We start from the raw sequence: 15,869 nt of genomic DNA, 5'->3' as shown, positions 1-15,869 counted from the left end.
AGAATGGGAGCATGCGCAAGCCGTCGACCAGCATGATCGTGTCACTCGTGGTGATCGCGGGTCTGCTGGTCGGCATGGCCATCACCTACGTGACCAGGGGCCAGACGCAGACCAACGTCCTCGACGTGGTGCTGCCGATCATCGCCTGCTGCGGCCTGCTGCTGCGGGAGCGCTATCCCGTCGGGGCGCTGCTCCTGGTGATGGTCTGCGTCGCCGCCTACTACCGGTACGCGGGGCTCGACGGGCCCGTCGTCATCCTGCCGTTCGTCAACCTCTACACGGCGGCCGAGAAGGGCCACCTCACCGCGGCCATCGCCATCGGGGCGGCGTCGCTGCTGGGCATGGGGCTCGGCGAGACCAGCGGCGTCCGGCACGTCGAGAACAGCCTGTTCCTCATGATCGCCGGCTGGGAGGTGGCGGCGGTCGCGTTCGGCAGCGTCACCCGCAGCCGCCGCCTCTACCTGCAGGCTGTCGAGCAGCGCGCGCTCGAAGCCGAGCACAGCAAGGAGGAGGAGGCCAGGCGGCGGGCGAGCGAGGAGCGGCTGCGGATCGCGCGCGAGCTGCACGACGTGCTCGGGCACAACGTCTCCATGATCAACGTGCAGGCCGCGGCGGCGCTGCACGGGCTCAGGAAGCGGCCGGAAGACGCCGAGACGGCACTGCGGACGATCAAGGACACCAGCAAGGAGACGCTGCGCGAGCTGCGGACCACGCTGGGCGTGCTGCGCCAGGTGGACGAGGACGCGCCGACCGCCCCCGCCGACAGCCTGTCCCGGGTGGACGCGCTGGTCGCGGCGTCGGGGCTGGAGGTGCGCACGGATCTGTCGGGGCCGCTCGACGCCGTGCCGACCGAGGTGGACCTGGCCGCCGCCCGCATCGTGAGGGAGGCGCTGACTAACGTCTCCCGCCATTCCGGTGCGAAGCAGGCCACCCTCACTATCAACAACACGTCCGGAAATATCATGATCCGTGTGGAGGATGACGGGCCGGGCGCCACGTACGACGGGGGCAGCGGCTTCGGCCTGCAGGGCATGCGCGAGCGCGCCACCGCGCTCGGCGGCACCCTGGAGGCGGGCCCGCGTCCCGAGGGCGGCTTCAGCGTCGTCGCCCGGCTGCCGCTCGGGAATGGGGCTCGATGATCCGCGTACTGCTCGCCGACGACCAGACCCTGGTACGGGCCGGGTTCCGGTCCATACTCAGCGACGAGGACGACTTCGAGGTCGTCGCCGAGGCCGCCAACGGCGCGGCGGCCGTGGCCGGAGCCCGCGAGCACCACCCCGACGTGGTGCTCATGGACATCCGCATGCCGGAGCTCGACGGCCTGGAGGCCACCCGGCAGATCTCCGGCGACCCCCGGCTCGAGAACGTCAAGGTGATCATCCTGACCACGTTCGACCTGGACGACTACGTGTACGGCGCGCTGCGCGCCGGCGCGAGCGGCTTCCTGGTCAAGGACACCGAGCCGGCCGAGCTGATCCACGCCGTCAGGGTCGTGGCCAGGGGCGACGCGTTGATCGCGCCGTCGATCACGCGGCGGCTGATCGCCGAGTTCGCCGGCCGGGTCAAGCGCCCCGAGCCCGGCCCCGAGCTGAACGCGCTCACCGAACGCGAGCGCGAGGTCATGGCGCTGGTCGCCTGCGGCCTGTCGAACGACGAGATCGCGGCTCGGCTCGTGCTCAGCCCCGCCACGGCGAAGACGCACGTCAGCCGCATCATGACCAAGCTGTCGGTCCGCGACCGGGCCCAGCTCGTGATCATCGCGTACGAGGCCGGCGTGATCATCCCGGGCTGGGCTACTCCCTGAGTCGTAGCCCGGGAGCCCTCGTGCGACCCGGGATGTACGCCGGGTTGCCGCCCGGGCATGACGCGGCGGGCGAAGCCGTACCGGGACGCTCTGGGGCATGGACACCGTGGACCTGGCCCGCCTGCAGTTCGCGCTCACGGCGGGCGCGCACTTCCTGTTCGTGGCGCTGACGCTCGGCCTGGCGACGCTGGTCGCCGTCATCCAGACCCGGGCCACCTTCAGCGGCGATCCCGTGCATCTGCGGATGACGCGGTTCTGGGGCCAGCTCTACATCATCAACTACGCGATGGGCATCGTCACGGGGCTGGTCATGGAGTTCCAGCTCGGGCTGTCGTGGAGCGGGCTCACGGAGTACGCGGGCAACGTCTTCGGGTCGGCGCTGGCCATCGAGACGCTGGTGGCGTTCTTCGTCGAGTCCACGTTCCTGGGCCTGTGGATCTTCGGCTGGGACAAGCTGAACCGGTGGGCCCACCTGGCGGTGATCTGGGTCGTGACGCTGACCGCGTACGCGTCGGCGTTCTGGATCATGGTCGCGAACGGCTTCCTGCAGCACCCGGTCGGCCACGTGCTGGACGGCGGCGTGCTGCGACTGGCGGACCTCGGGGCCATGGTGGGCAATCCGGCCGCGCTGATCGCGTTCGGGCACGTGATGGGCGGGGCGATGATCACCGGCGGGTTCTTCATGGCCGGGGTGAGCGCGTACCACCTGCGTAAGCGCACCGCCGAGCAGGACTTCTTCCGCAAGTCGCTGCGCATCGGGATCGGTGTGGCGCTGCCCGCGCTGTTCTTCACCGTGACCTTCGGCGGGATCTCGTTCCAGACCCTGCAGCCGACCAAATCGGCGGCGTGGACGGGCGATCCGGACCGGCTGGCCGAGGCGCAGGCCCAGATGGTGGCGGCGCACGGCCCCGGCGACTACCTGCCGCCCGTCGGTCCCGTGCAGGCGGCGGGCATCACGATGATGCTGCTCTGGCTGGTGATGACCGTGGTCGCGGCGCTGAGCTTCGTGCTGATGCTCATCCGGCCCGTCGTACGCGGATTCAGGCCGTGGCACTGGCTGCTGACCCTGATGATCCCGGTCCCGTTCGTGACCATGCTGGCCGGCTGGATCTTCCGGGAGCTGGGACGCCAGCCGTGGGCCGTGTTCGGGCTGCTGAGGACGGCCGACGCGATGTCACCGGTGACCGCGGCCCAGATGCGCTTCTCGATCATCGCCTTCGCCACGGTGTTCGCGGTGCTGATCGCGATCAACTACTGGCTGCTGGCCAGGCACGCCCGCCGCGGGCCCGGCTCGGAGTCGCTGGGCGCCCCCGCCACCCCCGCACTGAGCTTCTGAGGAGCCGTCATGGAGATCTTCGTCTTGGCCTTCTTCGCGCTCGGCTACCTCGTGCTGGCCGGGGCCGACATCGGGGTCGGCATGGTGCTGCCGTATCTGGGCCGGACGGCGGCCGAGCGCCGCGAGGTGATCGCCGCCATCGCGCCGTTCTTCCTGGGTAACGAGGTGTGGCTGGTCGCCACGGCGGGCGTGCTGGCCGGGCTGTTCCCCGAGCTGGAGGGCGAGCTGCTGAGCGGCAACTACACGGTCGTCGTGGCACTGGTCCTGTCGTGGGTCGTGCGTGACATGGGGCTGTGGTTGCGGGGGCGGATGCCGGGGCCGCGGTGGCAGACGTTCTGGGACGGCGCGATCGTGGCCGGGAGCTGGGGGCTGGCGCTGAGCTGGGGGGCGCTGCTGAGCCACGTACTGGTCGGCATGGCGTCCGCCCTCATGGTGGCCGTGCTGTTCGCCACGCACGGGCTGGCGTTCGCGGCCCTGCGGCTGCGCGGGACGCTGCGGGAGCGGGCGGCCTTGCTGTCGGGCGGGGCGGGCGAGGCCCGCACCTACCTGCTGACGGCCGCCGCGCTGACGGCGGTGGGGATTTTGGCCGGGCTCCGGCTGCCGCTGGAGCCCGGCACCTCCGGCCCCGTGCTGGTGCCGGTGATCCTGACACTCATCCCGCTGCTGGTGGCCGCCCAGGGCTGGGTGTGGTGGACGTTCAGGCATCGGGTCACGGGGCCGTCCTATCTGTGACGGCGGGTCAGAAGACGGGAACCCCGTCCCTGGTCAGTTTCCAGTTCTGGACGGCGAACCCGCTCGGGTCGATGGTGCCCTTCGCGGTGGCGTACTCGATCAGCGCCTGCCGGATCTCCACCTGCGCGTTGTAGAGCACCGGCGCGCCGGTGACGTGCGGGAAGCCGCCGCCGCCCGACTGCCGGTAGTTGTTGATCGCGACCACGAACTCCTTGCCGGCCGGGACCGGCGCGCCGTCGTAGGACAGGTTGGCGATCCGCTGGCCCACCGGCTTCGAGATGTCGATGTCGTACGACACCCCGGAGAGCTGGTCGTAGTTGTAGTCGGGGGTGTTGCCGGCGTTCGTCAGCTTGGTCACGTCCACCGGGTCGCCGGGAGCGAGCTGGTTGAAGTACTTGGCGGAGTACTCCAGGTAGTCCTTGATCTGCGCGCCGGTCAGCTTCACCGCCAGCAGCGTGTTGTCGTAGACGTACAGGCCGGCCACGTCCCTGACGCGGATGTCGCCGGCGGGGAAGACGGCGCTGCGGCTGAACGGCGCCGCGATCGACAGCACCGGCAGCGTGTTGTCCGGCAGCGCCTGCTTGACCGTCTCCACCTGCACCTGCTGGATGTAGTCCAGGATCGGCGTGTCCTTGTACGGCGACTCCGCGGCCGACAGCGCCTGCGACGACTTGGCCACGACCTTGTTCACGTAACCCACGGTCGTGTCGTGCTGCGGCTTGAGCAGCTGGACGATCTTCGGGTCCTCCTGGACCGTGTTGGTATTGATCGTGGCGGCGGACTTGCCGGTGACCACCCACCTGCCGTGCTGCTTGGTGAGCTGGAAGTCCAGCCTCGACAGGCGCTGGCCCCACCTGCCCGGCTCGGTCAGCAGCACCTGCTGCCCGGTGACCTTGTTCGTGACGAACCGCTGCGGCACGTCGTTGTGGGCGTGCCCGAACAGCACCGCGTCGATGCCCGGCACCTGCTCGGCCACCATCGCGGAGGCGTTCTCGACCGGCAGGTCGCCGCCGTAGGACGACAGGCCGCTGTCGCCCGCGTGCGCGGTCACCACGACCACGTCCGCGCCCAGCCCGCGGATGACCGGCACCCACTTCTTCGCCGACTCGACCAGGTCGGTGAAGCGGAGCTTGCCCTCGACGTTCGCCTTGTCCCAGATGGCCACACCGGGGTTGGTCAGCCCGAGCACGCCGACCTTGACCGGCTTGTCGCCGTTGACCTTCATGGTCTTGATCACGAACGGCTTGTACGCGGGCAGCCCCGTCCGGGCGTAGACCGCGTTCGCGCCGAGCACCGGTGCCCGCATCTGCTTGATCCAGGTGGCCAGCAGCGGCAGACCGTAGTTGAACTCGTGGTTGCCCAGCGTCACGGCGTCGTACCCGATGGCGTTCATGGCCTTGGCCATCGGGTGGATCTGGCCGGTCTGGGTGATCGGCTCGACCTTGGCGTAGTAGTACGCCAGCGGGGTGCCCTGGATGGTGTCACCCGAGTCGAACAGCAGCGTGCGGCCCGCCCCGCGCTCGGCCCTGATCTGGTTGACCAGCGAGGAGACCTTGGCCAGGCCGACGCTGTTGCCCGCGCTGTCGGCGTACGCGGCGTCCTTGAAGTAGTCCCAGTTGAGGACGTTGCTGTGGAGGTCGGACGTGCCCATGACGGTGACGGTGACCGAGGCGGCGCCGGCTTGCGCGGGGGGTGCCACCAGGACCAGCGCGCACAACGCGGCGGCCCCGGTGAGGGCGAGATTCTTGGTCTGCATGAGGCTGGAGCGTAACCAGGACGGTCAATCGGCGGATACGCGGGTGATGAACTCTCGGACAAGGGTCGTCACTTCGGCCGGTTTCTCGTGCAGGACGACGTGGCCGCTGTCCAGCTCGGCGTACTCGCTGCCGGGCAGGGCGGCGTGCAGCGCGCGGGCGTGCTCGACCGGGATCAGGTAGTCCCGGGTGTTGCCGACGACCAGCGTGGGCGCGGTGACCTTCGGCAGCAGGTCCCTGATGTCGAGGCGCAGGTCCAGCTCGATCTGGCGGCGGACGCCGTGCGGCGGCTCTCCGGCCATGAGGGCCTCCGCGCCGACCGCGCTCACGTACTCCGGGCCGAACCCCACCAGCGGCCCGAACGCGGCGAAGCTCTCCGGGTCCGTCTCCGCCAGCCTGGCCCACGTGCGCAGGCCCAGGCTCAGCCGGGAGTCCTCCGCGTGCGTCCAGCCGGCGATCAGCACCAGCCGCCTGACCAGCTCCGGGTGCTCGGCGGCGACCGCCACGGCCACGGCCGCGCCCAGCGAGAAGCCGACGAGGTCGGACGGACCCTCGAACGTCGCCGCGACCTGCCCGGCGAGCAGGTCGAGCGTGAGGTCGCCGCCCGGGTCGGCGGTCTGGCCGCTGCCCGCGTAGTCAGGGGTGATGACCGTGCGCAGGCCGGTGAACTCCGGCACGAGGTGGGCGTAGTTGCTGACGGCGTCGCCGCCGGTGCCGTGCACCATGACGAGGCCGGGCCCGGTGCCCGCCCTCCGGTAGTGGACGGGGCCCGAGCTGTGGGTGACCGTGGGCATGCGAGGCTCCTAGAGGTTTCCGCCGCCGGTGGCGTCGATGGTGCTGCCGGTGATGAAGCTCGCCTCCGGCGAGGCGACGAAGGCCACCGCGTTCGCGATCTCGTCCACGTGGCCGATCCGGTTGAGGGCGTGCCTGCTCGCCGCGTACGCCTGCGCCTGCGGGTCGCCGCGCAACCAGCCCGCGTTGGTGTCGGTGTCGATGATGCCGGGGGCGACGTTGTTGACCGTGATGCCGCGCGGGCCCAGCTCCTTGGCCAGGGCCAGCGTGAACACCTGCACCGCGCCCTTCGTCATCGCGTACGCGATCCCCTCCGGGAAGGCGATGCGGGCCACGCCCGAGGTGATGTTGACGATCCGCCCGCCGTCGGGGATCAACGGCAGCAGCTGCTGGGTGAGGAAGAACAGCCCCTTGACGTTGACGTCGAACAACCGGTCGTACGCCTCGGGGGTCTCCTCGCCGATGGGCCGGGACATCCCGATTCCGGCGTTGTTGACCAGCACGTCGAGGACGTCCGTCTCGTCCTTCAGCCGCTCCGTCAGCGCCTGGCTCCCCTCGCCCAGATCGGCCTTCACGGCGAACGCGCTGCCGCCGTCCTTCTCGATCAGGCCGACGACCTCCTCGGCCGCCGCCTCGTCCCTGGCGTAGTTGACGGCCACGCGGAAGCCGTCCCCGGCCAGGCGCAGCGCGATGGCGCGGCCGATGCCCCTGCCGGCTCCCGTCACGAGCGCGGTCTTCATCTCGGCACCCCACCTTTCTTTAGCGATCGATACAGAAACCATAACATAGCGATCGCTATAGAATGGGGGCATGGCCAGACAGCGGGCGTTCGACAGGGAGGCAGCGCTGGAGACCGCGCTGCTCGCGTTCTGGCGGCACGGCTACGAGGCGACCTCGATCGCCGAGCTGACCGCCGCCATGGGGATCCGCCCACCCAGCCTGTACGCGGCCTTCGGCGACAAGCGACGGCTGTTCGAGGAGGCGGTGCGGCGCTACCAGGAGACGTACGGCGCCTTCACGACCCGGGCCCTCGCCGAGGAACCGACCGGCCGCCAGGCCATCGAGCGCGTGCTGCGCGAGGCCGCCGACGAATATTCGAGCCGCTCGCATCCGACGGGGTGCCTGATCATCACGGCGGCGGTGAACTGCGGTCCGGAGTCCGCCGAGGTGGAGGAGCTGCTACGCGGCTTCAGGGAAGGCAGCAAGGCGGCGCTCAAGGCACGCATCGACGACGACCTGGCGGCCGGTCGCCTTCCCGCCGGTACGGACACGGCGGGACTGGCGACCTTCTACGCCGCCGTCATCCAGGGCATGTCCACCCAGTCCCGCGACGGCGCCACCCGGGCCGACCTCCTCCACATCGCCACCCTCGCCATGTCCGCCTGGCCCATTGCATTCGAGTGACTACAGAACGTAGGGGACGTTGCTAGGTTGAGGGGTCATGATTACTTGGAATTTCCACGTCGCCCTGAATCGGGCGCCTGCCGGTGGAGAGCTGGATGCTCTGTTCGAGGCTGGTCTGGATGATTGCACGGTATCCGGAGACAAGGACGGCAGCGTCTACATGATGTGCGACCGCGAGTCGAACAGCATGCTGGACGCGATCGCCTCCGTGATCGCCCAGATCAAGACGGTCCCCGGTCTCTGGCCTATCGCCGTCGGGGAGGACGACGGTGTGACGCTGGGAGACGCCGCCCGTCGGCACGGCGGGCGCACGCAGGCCAGCCTGCGCCAGCTTGCCGCGGGGCAGCGGGGCCCCGGCGGTTTCCCCGCTCCCCTCATCGAGGCCGACAACATCCGCCTCTACTCGTGGGCCGAGATCTCCGAGTGGCTGCGCACGCGGATGGGGGATGACATCCCGCCGGAAAACCCGGATGTCGCTCTGGCGGATGCGCTCGTGAGGCTCAACTGCCGGGCCCGAGCCGCGCATCGGGAAGACGGGCTTCGCCACCTGTTCGAAGCCATCGCCTGACCCCGCGCCGCACCCGTCGGCCTCAAACCTCGCCCCTCAGACCTCGCCCCTCGACCTCACAGCCTCACAGCCTCACCGGCGAGCGCGAAGCCTCACTCCTCGACCTTCAATCGCAGGCGCCCGCCGCCTCCGCGGCGGGCGCCTGGCCGGAGGTGTCAGCGCTCGGCCTCGGTGTGCTTGCGGTCCAGGTCGGGGAACGGGGACGGCTCCTCGACGCCCTGGGTGAGCTGGCGCGGGCCGTCGGGGCTCTCGGCATCCTGGGCGTTCGCGACCGCCTCGGCCGCCGCCTCCGCGGCCTTGGCCACCTCCTCGTCGAACTCCGCCGTCTGCGGCGCCTCCTCCCGCGTCGCCGCCGACCGGGGCAGGGCCTCCGTGAACGCCTTCGAGACCCCCTGCAGCGCCGAGGTGACCTCGCTCGGGATCACCCAGAACGTGTTGTTGTCGCCCTGTGCGAGCTGCGGCAGCACCTGGAGGTACTGGTAGGCCAGCAGCTTCGGGTCGGGGTCGTTGCGGTGCACGGCCTGGAAGACCTGGTCGATGGCGCGCGACTGACCTTCGGCCTCCAGGATGGCGGCGGTGCGCTGGCCCTCGGCACGCAGGATGCGGCTCTGCTTGTCACCCTCCGCCGTGAGGATCTGGGACTGCCGCTGGCCCTCGGCGTTGAGGATCGCGGCGCGCTTGTCGCGTTCGGCCCGCATCTGCTTCTCCATCGCGTCCTTGATGGTCTTGGGCGGGTCGATGGCCTTGATCTCGACGCGGTTGACGCGGATGCCCCACTTGCCGGTGGCCTCGTCGAGCACGCCACGGAGCTGGCTGTTGATGGTGTCGCGCGAGGTGAGGGTCTTCTCCAGGTCCATGGAGCCGACGACGTTACGCAGCGTGGTGACGGTGAGCTGCTCGACGGCCTGGATGTAGTTGGCGATCTCGTACGCCGCCGCCCGCGGGTCGGTGACCTGGAAGTAGAGGACGGTGTCGATCTCGACGACCAGGTTGTCCTCGGTGATGACGGGCTGCGGCCGGAAGGAGACGACCTGTTCGCGCAGGTCGATCATGGTGTAGACGCGGTCGACGTAAGGGATGACGAAGTTGAGACCCGGCTTGAGCGTGCGGTGGTAGCGGCCGAGGCGCTCGACGTTGCGGGCCCGCGCCTGCGGGACGATCCGCACCGCCTTGAGCACGGTGAACACCGCGAAGAGTATGACGAGCAGTCCGACCAGCAACAGCGGATCCATGAGTCACTCCCGGGGATATACGAGGGCTGTCGCCCCTTCGATCTCGATGATGTCGACGGTCGCCCCCGTGGGGATCACCAGCGTCTCGTCGTAGGCGCGCGCCGACCACTCCTCGCCCCCGATGCGCACACGACCGTCGCGGCCCGTCACCTCCGAGACCACGTAGGCGGGCTTGCCGACGAGTGCTTCCACGCCGAACCGCTGCAGCGGAGGCTGCTTGATGTGGCGCATCGCGATCGGTCTGAGCACCATCAGACCGGCCGCCGATGACAGGGCGAAGCAGAGCAACTGCAGGGGGACGGGCAGCCCGATGGCGGCGGTGACGGCGGTGAGCAGAGCCGCCGCACCCAGCAGCCCGAGCGAGGCCGTGAGGGTGAATATTTCGGCCACGCCGAGGACTACCGCGAGGATTACCCAGATGATCCATTCATCCATGTCCGGCCCTCCTGATGGGACAACGGGCCTGAGTTCGCGACTGGTTCCCCCCTCTCTACCGTAATCCCGGAATCATCCCGGTGGCACCCGTGCGCCCGCGGGAGCGGCTTCGACCAGGGCGCTTCCCTCGCGCCACTTCTCCCACGGGAGTTGCCAGAAACCCCATCCGTTGTCCCAGCCGAGCTCCCGGTCGGTGCCGACGATCGTGACCGGGTCGCCGCGCAGGGAGGTTTCGTAGAACCAGGCCGCCTGGTCGGGCCTGGCGTTGATGCAGCCGTGGCTGACGTTGGCCCGGCCCTGCGCCCACACGTTGTCCTTCGCGTGCACGTATTCGCCGCTGTTGGAGATGCGCACGGCGTGGTCGATCAGCATGTCGTAGAAGCCGGGGTCGCCCTTGACACGCCCCGGGGAGACCATGCGGACCGGGTTGCCCTTGTCCATGGTCAGGTGGATGCCGCTGGTCGTGGTGTATTCGGGGGTGGTGGCCATGCCCGCGCTGATGGCCATCCGCTGCGCGATCGCACCGTCGCGGCGGACGACCATCTGGTGGGTCCGGGTGTCGATCGTGCTGGTCTGCCTGCGCCCGACGGTGAAGGCGAAGGTGGAGTCGGTGGTGCCGTAGAGGCCGCTGCCCGCGCGTACGCCGGCCAGATGCGCGGTGACCGTGACCTGCTGGTGGGGCGGCCAGAACCGGCGGGTGCGGTAGACCACCTGGGTGTCGCTGATCCACCGCCACGCGCCCTCGACCGGCGTCTCCGCCTGGACCTCCAGCGCCCGCTCGACGGCCGCCTTGTCCTCCACCGGAGTGTCGAAGTCGATGACGACCGGCATGCCGGCGCCGACCGTCTCGCCCGGCAGCGGCGCCGTCGCGGCCACCTGGAACGACCTGACCGCGGCCCGGGTGTGGAAGCGGCCGACGGCGACCGTGGCCGGACCGCCGGCGCCGGTCGCCGTGACCGTCACCGAGTATTCGGCCGCGGGCTTGAGCGTCCAGGCGGAGCGCCACATCGTGTGGGAGCCGTCGAGCCGGCCGGGCACCTGCTCCCCGCCCTCCGAGACCAGCACCCGGCTGAGCGTGCCGCCGCGGGCCCTGACCACCAGGCCGCGGTCGGTGCGGGCCCGCGTGGAGTCGAACGCGGGCGAGACCCGCACGACCGGGGGCGCGGACGGGGCCGTGGCCGGCGCCGAGGAGCAGCCGCAGACCAGGAGGAGGAAGGCGACACAAGTCAGCACGGCCCGCCGCATGTCACTCCTGCTGTCCGAGGGAAGGGGGTGACATCAGGGTAGCGGCGAGTCAGCGGTCAAGCACGTTGAGTCACCTATCCGATAATTCCGGAAACCTCCCCCAATGTCACGGCGCCGGCGGTGGCCCGGATCGTCACCGTGTCCCCGTCCTCCAGGAACGAGCGCGTCTCGCCGTTCGCGAGCTTGAGCGGGTCGCTCCCGTTCCAGGTCAGCTCGATGAACGAGCCGCGCTCGCCGCGCGAGGGCCCCGAGATTGTGCCGCTGGCGAACAGGTCTCCGGTCCGCAGGGAGGCCCCGTTCACCGTCATGTGCGCGAGCATCTGGTCGGGCGTCCAGTACATGCTCGCGTACGGGGGCCGCGACACGACCTCCCCGTTGAGCAGGACCTCAAGGGAGATGTCCAGCCCCCAGTCCGCCCGCCTGCGCAGGTAGTCGGCCGGCTCCGGGTCCTGGGCACGGCCGGGGACGCGGGGCAGCGCCTCCAGCGGCGTGATCCACGGCGAGATCGACGTGGCGAACGACTTGGCCAGGAACGGCCCGAGCGGCACGTACTCCCACGACTGGATGTCACGCGCGCTCCAGTCGTTGACCAGCGTCACCCCGAACACGTGGTCCTCGAAGGCCCCGGCGGGCGAGCCGAGCTCGGTGGGCACGCCCACCACGAACCCCAGCTCCGCCTCGATGTCCAGCTTCGCGCACGGCCCGAACGCCCCGCGTCCGAGCTGCCCGTGCGGGCGCCTGACCGGCGTGCCCGAAACCACGACCGTCCCGGCCCTGCCGTGGTAGCCGACGGGCAGGTGCCGCCAGTTGGGCTGCAGCGGCTCGGTGCCGGGCCGGAAGATCTGGCCGATGTTGCTCGCGTGGTCGATCGAGCAGTAGAAGTCGACGTAGTCGGCCACCTCGAACGGCATGTGCAGCCGCACCTGCTCCAGCGGGACCAGGTGCCGCTCGGTCACGGCGAGGTCGCCGGTGAGCTTGTTGCGGATCAGCGTCCTGGTGTCGTGCCAGGCCGTCCGCCCGCGGGCCATGAACGGGTTGAGCGAGGGCGCGTCGAAGACCTCGTCGTGCAGGGCGGGCGCCAGGTCGAGCACCTTGTCGCCGTACCGGACGCCCACGCGGGGCGCCTGGCCCGGACGCGAGAACACGCCGTAGGGCAGGTTGTCCACTCCCCAGCTCACGAAATTTCCCTCCGTCACGCGATCAGTCCCAGGGTGCGCAGATCCTCGACGGGGATGCTCGTGCTGCACGAGCCGTAGCTCACCAGCAGCTGCCGCGCCCGTTTCGCGGTCTCACTCGGTACGGACTGCGCGAGCCGTACGAGATGCCCGACGTCGGTGGCCCGCAGCACGGGCACCGGGTCGCGCCCGTCCACGGCCTCGCAGACCGCGAGCACCAGGTTCAGGAAGCCGTGCCGGTCGACGCCCAGCGTGGGGTCGAAGTGGCGTACGGCGTGGTGCAGCCCAGCCGTGGCCTTGAACGGGATGTCGTGCTCGACGCAGAACCCGATGAACGCCGCGAGATGCTCAGCCGGCGGGAACGTGTCGGCCGTCAGCCCGCCGCAGCGCACCTTCAGCCCGACCCCGTCGGGCACCTCGACGCTCACCTTCCCCGCCGCCACCTCCACGAAGAGCCGCACGCCCGCCGGCAGCCGGAGCCGGCCGGCCAGCGCCTCGATCGTCAGGCCCGGCGGCAGCCGGGTCTCGACGAAGTCCACGGGCAGGTCGTCGAAGGGGGGCACCTCCTCCTGGTCGAGGATCAGCCCGATCCGCCGCGGCCGGTACTCCATGTCGCGCAGCCGGTGCAGCCGGCTGGCCGGGCACAGGAACCGGTGCGTGAGCACGGAGCTGCCGTGCTCCTGGTCGCGCCGGTTGCGGGCCAGCGCCTCGTCCATGTGCAGGGACGTCGGCGGGAACAGGCCCGCGTCGTCCACGAGTTCGGTGTAGACGCTCATCGTGACCAGGTCCACGCGTAGCCGGTGTCCTCGCAGGACAGCGCGCCCTGCCCGAGGTCGAGCGGGCGGAACGTGTCCACCATGACGGCCTTCTCGCTCGTCGTCGTGATGCCGCGGGAGACCGCGTCGATCACCGCCTCGACCGCACCGGGCTGCGGCCCGTGCGTGAACCCGGCGGGATGCAGCGAGATCGAGCCGATGTCGATGCCCGAGCCCTTGCGCGCGGAGTAGTCGCCGCCCACGTAGAACATGAACTCGTCGGAGTCCACATTGTGGTGGTTGTACGGGATCGGCACGGACTCCGGGTGGAAGTCGAGCGGCCGCGGGCAGAACGAGCACACCACGAACCCCGGCCCCTCGAACGTCTGGTGGACGGGCGGCGGCGCGTGCGTCTTCTTCACGATCGGCTCGAAGTCATTGATGTTGAACGCGTACGGGTAGAGGTAGCCGTCCCAGCCCACCACGTCGAACGGGTGGTTGCGGTAGACCAGCCGGCTCAGCCCGCCCCGCGTGCGCACCAGCACCGGCACCTCCTCCCCCTCGACCGTGAACGGCTCGGCGGGGCTGCGCAGGTCGCGCTCACAGTAGGGGGCGTGCTCCAGGAACTGGCCGTACTGCGACAGGTAGCGCTTGGGCGGCCTGATGTGCCCGGCCGCCTCGATGGCCAGCACGCTGACCTGGCCGTCCGGCACCCAGCGGTGGATCGTTCCGGTCGGGATGACGATGTAGTCGCCCTCACCGGCCTCGATCACGCCGTACGTGGACTCGAAGCGGACCCGGCCGCCCTGCACGTAGACGCACTCGTCACCCATCGAGTCGCGGTAGAGCTCGCTCGGCCGGTCGCTGACGGCGTACGACAATCGGACGTCGCCGTTGCCCGCCAGCAGCATGCGTCCCGTGACCAGGTCGCCCGCGCTGGACAGCTCCTGCGTGCGGAAATGGCGCGGTGAGAGCGGCAGGTTGGGCTCCAGCCGGGTCTCCACCGTCGGCGTGACCGCCTCCGCCTTGACGATCGCGGTCGGCAGGTAGCGGTGGTAGAGCAGCGAGGAGTCGGACGAGAAGCCTTCCTCACCCATCAGCTCCTCGGCGTAGAGACCACCGTCCGGCCGTCTGAACTGCACGTGCCGCTTGCGCGGCACCTCCCCAACGACGCGGTAGTACGGCATCCGCTGCCTCCATGGTGTCCGTTTATCGGACGGATATGTCCTTTATATGTAACAACCGTCCGCCATCGGCCTGGAGATGTCAACCCAGCGCGGCGGCCAGCTCGGCGGCGGCGGCGGCCACCCGAGGGCCCGTGGACTCCTCGAGCGGCCCGAACGTCACCACCCCCACCGACGCCTCCAACCAGGGCAGCCCGGTGACAGGCGCGGCGACGCCCCGCGCACCTTCCTGCAACTGCCCCTCCGTCGCGAAGTAGTCGTCACGCCCCTCGCGCAGCGCCAGGATCGCCTGCCCCGCCGCGCCTTTCGTCAGCGGATGGCGCGAGCCCTCGCGGTAGGCCACGTGCATGTCGGTCCAGGACGGCTCCACCACCGCCACGGCCAGCCCGTCGTCGCCCTCGGCCACGGTCAGGTGCGCGGTCGCGCCCACGGCCTCGGCCAGCCGCCGCAGCGTCGGCACCGCCGCGGCCCGCAGCAGCGGCTGCACGGCCTGCGCCAGCACCAGCACCCCGAACCCGAGGTGCACCCGCCCCTCGGCGTCCCGCCGCACGAACCCCTCGTTCATCAGCGTCGTCAGCAGCCGGTACACCACGGGACGGCTCAGCGACAGCTCGGCGCTCAGCTCGGTCGGCGTCCGGCCGCCCCTCCCGTCGGCGAGCAGTCTCAGCAGGCGAAGCCCGCGTTCCAGGGTCTGAGCGGATTCAGCGGCCATGCGACCGATTATCCAGTGACTGTTCGCGCTGGTGAGGGTACTTACCCGGGGGAAGAGGTCGGGGGGGTGGTTATGCGGCAGTGGTGGGTGTTCCTGCTCGCGGGCTTCGCCGTGTGCGCGTTGTCCGCCGCCGTGCCCACGCTCACCATGACGCCGATGTCCCGGCAGCTCCCCCTCGACCCCGTGCACGGGAGCCTGGTCGAGGACACCTTCTACGTCACCGAGGGCATCGAGGTGCACCAGCAGCTCCTGCCCGCCGCGAAGGGCGTCACGTTCCGCCCCGGCTACCTCGCGGTCGGGATCAGGGTCGACCAGAGCGGCCGGCTGTACGGCAAGCCGCAGCGCCCCGGCACGTACCTCGCCGCCGTCCGGATGTGCGAGGGGCAGTCGTGCCAGGACCAGCGGCTCACCTTCGTCGTGCTCGGCAACGTGCCGTGGGAGCCGCGCGAGCTGACCTTCCCCGGCCGGGCCGGCACCCCGCTGAACGGGGAGATCGGCATCAACGGCGGCCCGTCCGGCGTGCTGCCGACGTTCACCGTGACCGACCGCGCCACGCTGCCCCGCGACGTGATCATCGGGCCCGACGGCCACGTGAGCGGCGTGCCCGCGGCCGCGGGCATCTCCGAGGTGCCGGTGCGGATCTGCGTGGCGGGAAACTGCGCGGGCGTCGTGGTACGGCTGATCATCGCCTGAGCCTGCCCTCCGGCGCACGCGTGGTAGGGCTCGCCTCACCGGAACTCG

At 70.3% G+C, this 15,869-nt stretch carries 17 protein-coding genes; 7 read left to right on the top strand and 10 right to left on the bottom strand.

What is annotated here, in order from left to right; genetic code table 11:
• Positions 1-11: 11 nt before the first annotated feature.
• The 4 genes from ACWDRB_RS11145 (at position 12) to ACWDRB_RS11130 (ending at position 3,872) form a co-directional block, all read left to right on the top strand.
• The gene (locus ACWDRB_RS11145) at positions 12-1,139 is read left to right on the top strand and encodes a sensor histidine kinase (protein WP_449892917.1); all 1,128 of its coding nucleotides are present in this window, start codon (positions 12-14) and stop codon (positions 1,137-1,139) included.
• Positions 1,136-1,804, top strand: a complete 669-nt coding sequence (locus ACWDRB_RS11140) for a response regulator (RefSeq protein WP_449892915.1) — start codon at positions 1,136-1,138, stop codon at positions 1,802-1,804. Before ACWDRB_RS11145 ends, ACWDRB_RS11140 begins: the two co-directional genes overlap by 4 nt.
• 97 nt (positions 1,805-1,901) lie before the next feature.
• Positions 1,902-3,140 (top strand): cytochrome ubiquinol oxidase subunit I, encoded by a 1,239-nt coding sequence (locus ACWDRB_RS11135; protein WP_449892914.1) that lies wholly within the window; start codon positions 1,902-1,904, stop codon positions 3,138-3,140.
• 9 nt (positions 3,141-3,149) lie between these two features.
• Positions 3,150-3,872, top strand: a complete 723-nt coding sequence (locus ACWDRB_RS11130; RefSeq protein ID WP_449892913.1) for a cytochrome d ubiquinol oxidase subunit II — start codon at positions 3,150-3,152, stop codon at positions 3,870-3,872.
• A gap of 7 nt (positions 3,873-3,879) precedes the next feature.
• Here ACWDRB_RS11130 and ACWDRB_RS11125 read toward each other — a convergent pair whose 3' ends face one another.
• From ACWDRB_RS11125 to ACWDRB_RS11115, 3 genes are read right to left on the bottom strand one after another with little or no spacing between them, the layout of a single operon-like run.
• Entirely contained in the window at positions 3,880-5,628 is a 1,749-nt protein-coding gene (locus ACWDRB_RS11125) for a bifunctional metallophosphatase/5'-nucleotidase (RefSeq protein ID WP_449892911.1), read from the bottom strand.
• Positions 5,629-5,652: 24 nt separating this feature from the next.
• Complete coding sequence (locus ACWDRB_RS11120; RefSeq protein ID WP_449892909.1) at positions 5,653-6,420, bottom strand: alpha/beta fold hydrolase; 768 nt, start codon at positions 6,418-6,420, stop codon at positions 5,653-5,655.
• A gap of 9 nt (positions 6,421-6,429) precedes the next feature.
• Entirely contained in the window at positions 6,430-7,158 is a 729-nt protein-coding gene (locus ACWDRB_RS11115; RefSeq protein ID WP_449892908.1) for an SDR family NAD(P)-dependent oxidoreductase, read from the bottom strand.
• A 70-nt stretch (positions 7,159-7,228) separates the two neighbouring features.
• Here ACWDRB_RS11115 and ACWDRB_RS11110 point away from each other — a divergent pair, with 70 nt between their 5' ends.
• Complete coding sequence (locus ACWDRB_RS11110) at positions 7,229-7,822, top strand: TetR/AcrR family transcriptional regulator (protein WP_449892907.1); 594 nt, start codon at positions 7,229-7,231, stop codon at positions 7,820-7,822.
• A 37-nt stretch (positions 7,823-7,859) separates the two neighbouring features.
• The gene (locus ACWDRB_RS11105) at positions 7,860-8,390 is read left to right on the top strand and encodes a hypothetical protein (protein WP_449892906.1); all 531 of its coding nucleotides are present in this window, start codon (positions 7,860-7,862) and stop codon (positions 8,388-8,390) included.
• Between the two features lie 155 nt (positions 8,391-8,545).
• Here the strand turns inward: ACWDRB_RS11105 and ACWDRB_RS11100 are convergent, their stop codons facing one another.
• The 7 genes from ACWDRB_RS11100 to ACWDRB_RS11070 all read right to left on the bottom strand — a co-directional run bounded on the left by ACWDRB_RS11100 (position 8,546) and on the right by ACWDRB_RS11070 (position 15,128).
• A complete protein-coding gene (locus ACWDRB_RS11100; protein WP_449892904.1) occupies positions 8,546-9,622 on the bottom strand; it encodes an SPFH domain-containing protein in 1,077 nt (358 codons plus the stop codon).
• Between the two features lie 3 nt (positions 9,623-9,625).
• A complete protein-coding gene (locus tag ACWDRB_RS11095) occupies positions 9,626-10,057 on the bottom strand; it encodes an NfeD family protein (RefSeq protein WP_350738386.1) in 432 nt (143 codons plus the stop codon).
• A gap of 72 nt (positions 10,058-10,129) precedes the next feature.
• On the bottom strand, positions 10,130-11,302 hold the full coding sequence (locus ACWDRB_RS11090) for an Ig-like domain-containing protein (RefSeq protein ID WP_449892903.1): 1,173 nt from the start codon (positions 11,300-11,302) through the stop codon (positions 10,130-10,132).
• A 74-nt stretch (positions 11,303-11,376) separates the two neighbouring features.
• Positions 11,377-12,480 carry a fumarylacetoacetase gene (fahA, locus tag ACWDRB_RS11085; RefSeq protein ID WP_449892902.1) on the bottom strand — a complete coding sequence of 368 codons (1,104 nt, stop codon included), beginning with the start codon at positions 12,478-12,480 and terminating at the stop codon, positions 11,377-11,379.
• Between the two features lie 14 nt (positions 12,481-12,494).
• Entirely contained in the window at positions 12,495-13,268 is a 774-nt protein-coding gene (locus ACWDRB_RS11080) for a hypothetical protein (protein WP_449892901.1), read from the bottom strand.
• Positions 13,250-14,419: a homogentisate 1,2-dioxygenase gene (locus tag ACWDRB_RS11075; RefSeq protein ID WP_350738398.1), complete on the bottom strand. Its 1,170-nt coding sequence runs from the start codon at positions 14,417-14,419 to the stop codon at positions 13,250-13,252. Before ACWDRB_RS11075 ends, ACWDRB_RS11080 begins: the two co-directional genes overlap by 19 nt.
• Before the next feature lie 79 nt (positions 14,420-14,498).
• Positions 14,499-15,128, bottom strand: a complete 630-nt coding sequence (locus tag ACWDRB_RS11070; RefSeq protein ID WP_350738401.1) for a helix-turn-helix domain-containing protein — start codon at positions 15,126-15,128, stop codon at positions 14,499-14,501.
• 72 nt (positions 15,129-15,200) lie between these two features.
• Between ACWDRB_RS11070 and ACWDRB_RS11065 the strand changes: the two genes are divergently transcribed.
• Positions 15,201-15,821 carry a hypothetical protein gene (locus ACWDRB_RS11065; RefSeq protein ID WP_449892900.1) on the top strand — a complete coding sequence of 207 codons (621 nt, stop codon included), beginning with the start codon at positions 15,201-15,203 and terminating at the stop codon, positions 15,819-15,821.
• Positions 15,822-15,869 lie beyond the last annotated feature (48 nt).

It is taken from the genome of Nonomuraea sp. NPDC003707 (assembly GCF_053587055.1).
The sequence above is the reverse complement of the archived record's forward strand: the minus strand, read 5'-3'. Positions and strand labels throughout refer to the sequence as shown.

Excerpts from the sequence above, each read along its gene's own strand:
- ACWDRB_RS11065 (WP_449892900.1), top strand. The coding sequence starts at position 15,201 with ATGCGGCAGTGGTGGGTGTTCCTGCTCGCGGGCTTCGCCGTGTGCGCG.
- ACWDRB_RS11095 (WP_350738386.1), bottom strand. The coding sequence starts at position 10,057 with ATGGATGAATGGATCATCTGGGTAATCCTCGCGGTAGTCCTCGGCGTG.
- ACWDRB_RS11075 (WP_350738398.1), bottom strand. The coding sequence starts at position 14,419 with ATGCCGTACTACCGCGTCGTTGGGGAGGTGCCGCGCAAGCGGCACGTG.
- ACWDRB_RS11125 (WP_449892911.1), bottom strand. The coding sequence starts at position 5,628 with ATGCAGACCAAGAATCTCGCCCTCACCGGGGCCGCCGCGTTGTGCGCG.
- ACWDRB_RS11100 (WP_449892904.1), bottom strand. The coding sequence starts at position 9,622 with ATGGATCCGCTGTTGCTGGTCGGACTGCTCGTCATACTCTTCGCGGTG.
- ACWDRB_RS11090 (WP_449892903.1), bottom strand. The coding sequence starts at position 11,302 with ATGCGGCGGGCCGTGCTGACTTGTGTCGCCTTCCTCCTCCTGGTCTGC.
- ACWDRB_RS11110 (WP_449892907.1), top strand. The coding sequence starts at position 7,229 with ATGGCCAGACAGCGGGCGTTCGACAGGGAGGCAGCGCTGGAGACCGCG.
- ACWDRB_RS11070 (WP_350738401.1), bottom strand. The coding sequence starts at position 15,128 with ATGGCCGCTGAATCCGCTCAGACCCTGGAACGCGGGCTTCGCCTGCTG.
- ACWDRB_RS11120 (WP_449892909.1), bottom strand. The coding sequence starts at position 6,420 with ATGCCCACGGTCACCCACAGCTCGGGCCCCGTCCACTACCGGAGGGCG.
- ACWDRB_RS11140 (WP_449892915.1), top strand. The coding sequence starts at position 1,136 with ATGATCCGCGTACTGCTCGCCGACGACCAGACCCTGGTACGGGCCGGG.
- ACWDRB_RS11115 (WP_449892908.1), bottom strand. The coding sequence starts at position 7,158 with ATGAAGACCGCGCTCGTGACGGGAGCCGGCAGGGGCATCGGCCGCGCC.
- ACWDRB_RS11135 (WP_449892914.1), top strand. The coding sequence starts at position 1,902 with ATGGACACCGTGGACCTGGCCCGCCTGCAGTTCGCGCTCACGGCGGGC.
- ACWDRB_RS11105 (WP_449892906.1), top strand. The coding sequence starts at position 7,860 with ATGATTACTTGGAATTTCCACGTCGCCCTGAATCGGGCGCCTGCCGGT.
- ACWDRB_RS11145 (WP_449892917.1), top strand. The coding sequence starts at position 12 with ATGCGCAAGCCGTCGACCAGCATGATCGTGTCACTCGTGGTGATCGCG.
- ACWDRB_RS11130 (WP_449892913.1), top strand. The coding sequence starts at position 3,150 with ATGGAGATCTTCGTCTTGGCCTTCTTCGCGCTCGGCTACCTCGTGCTG.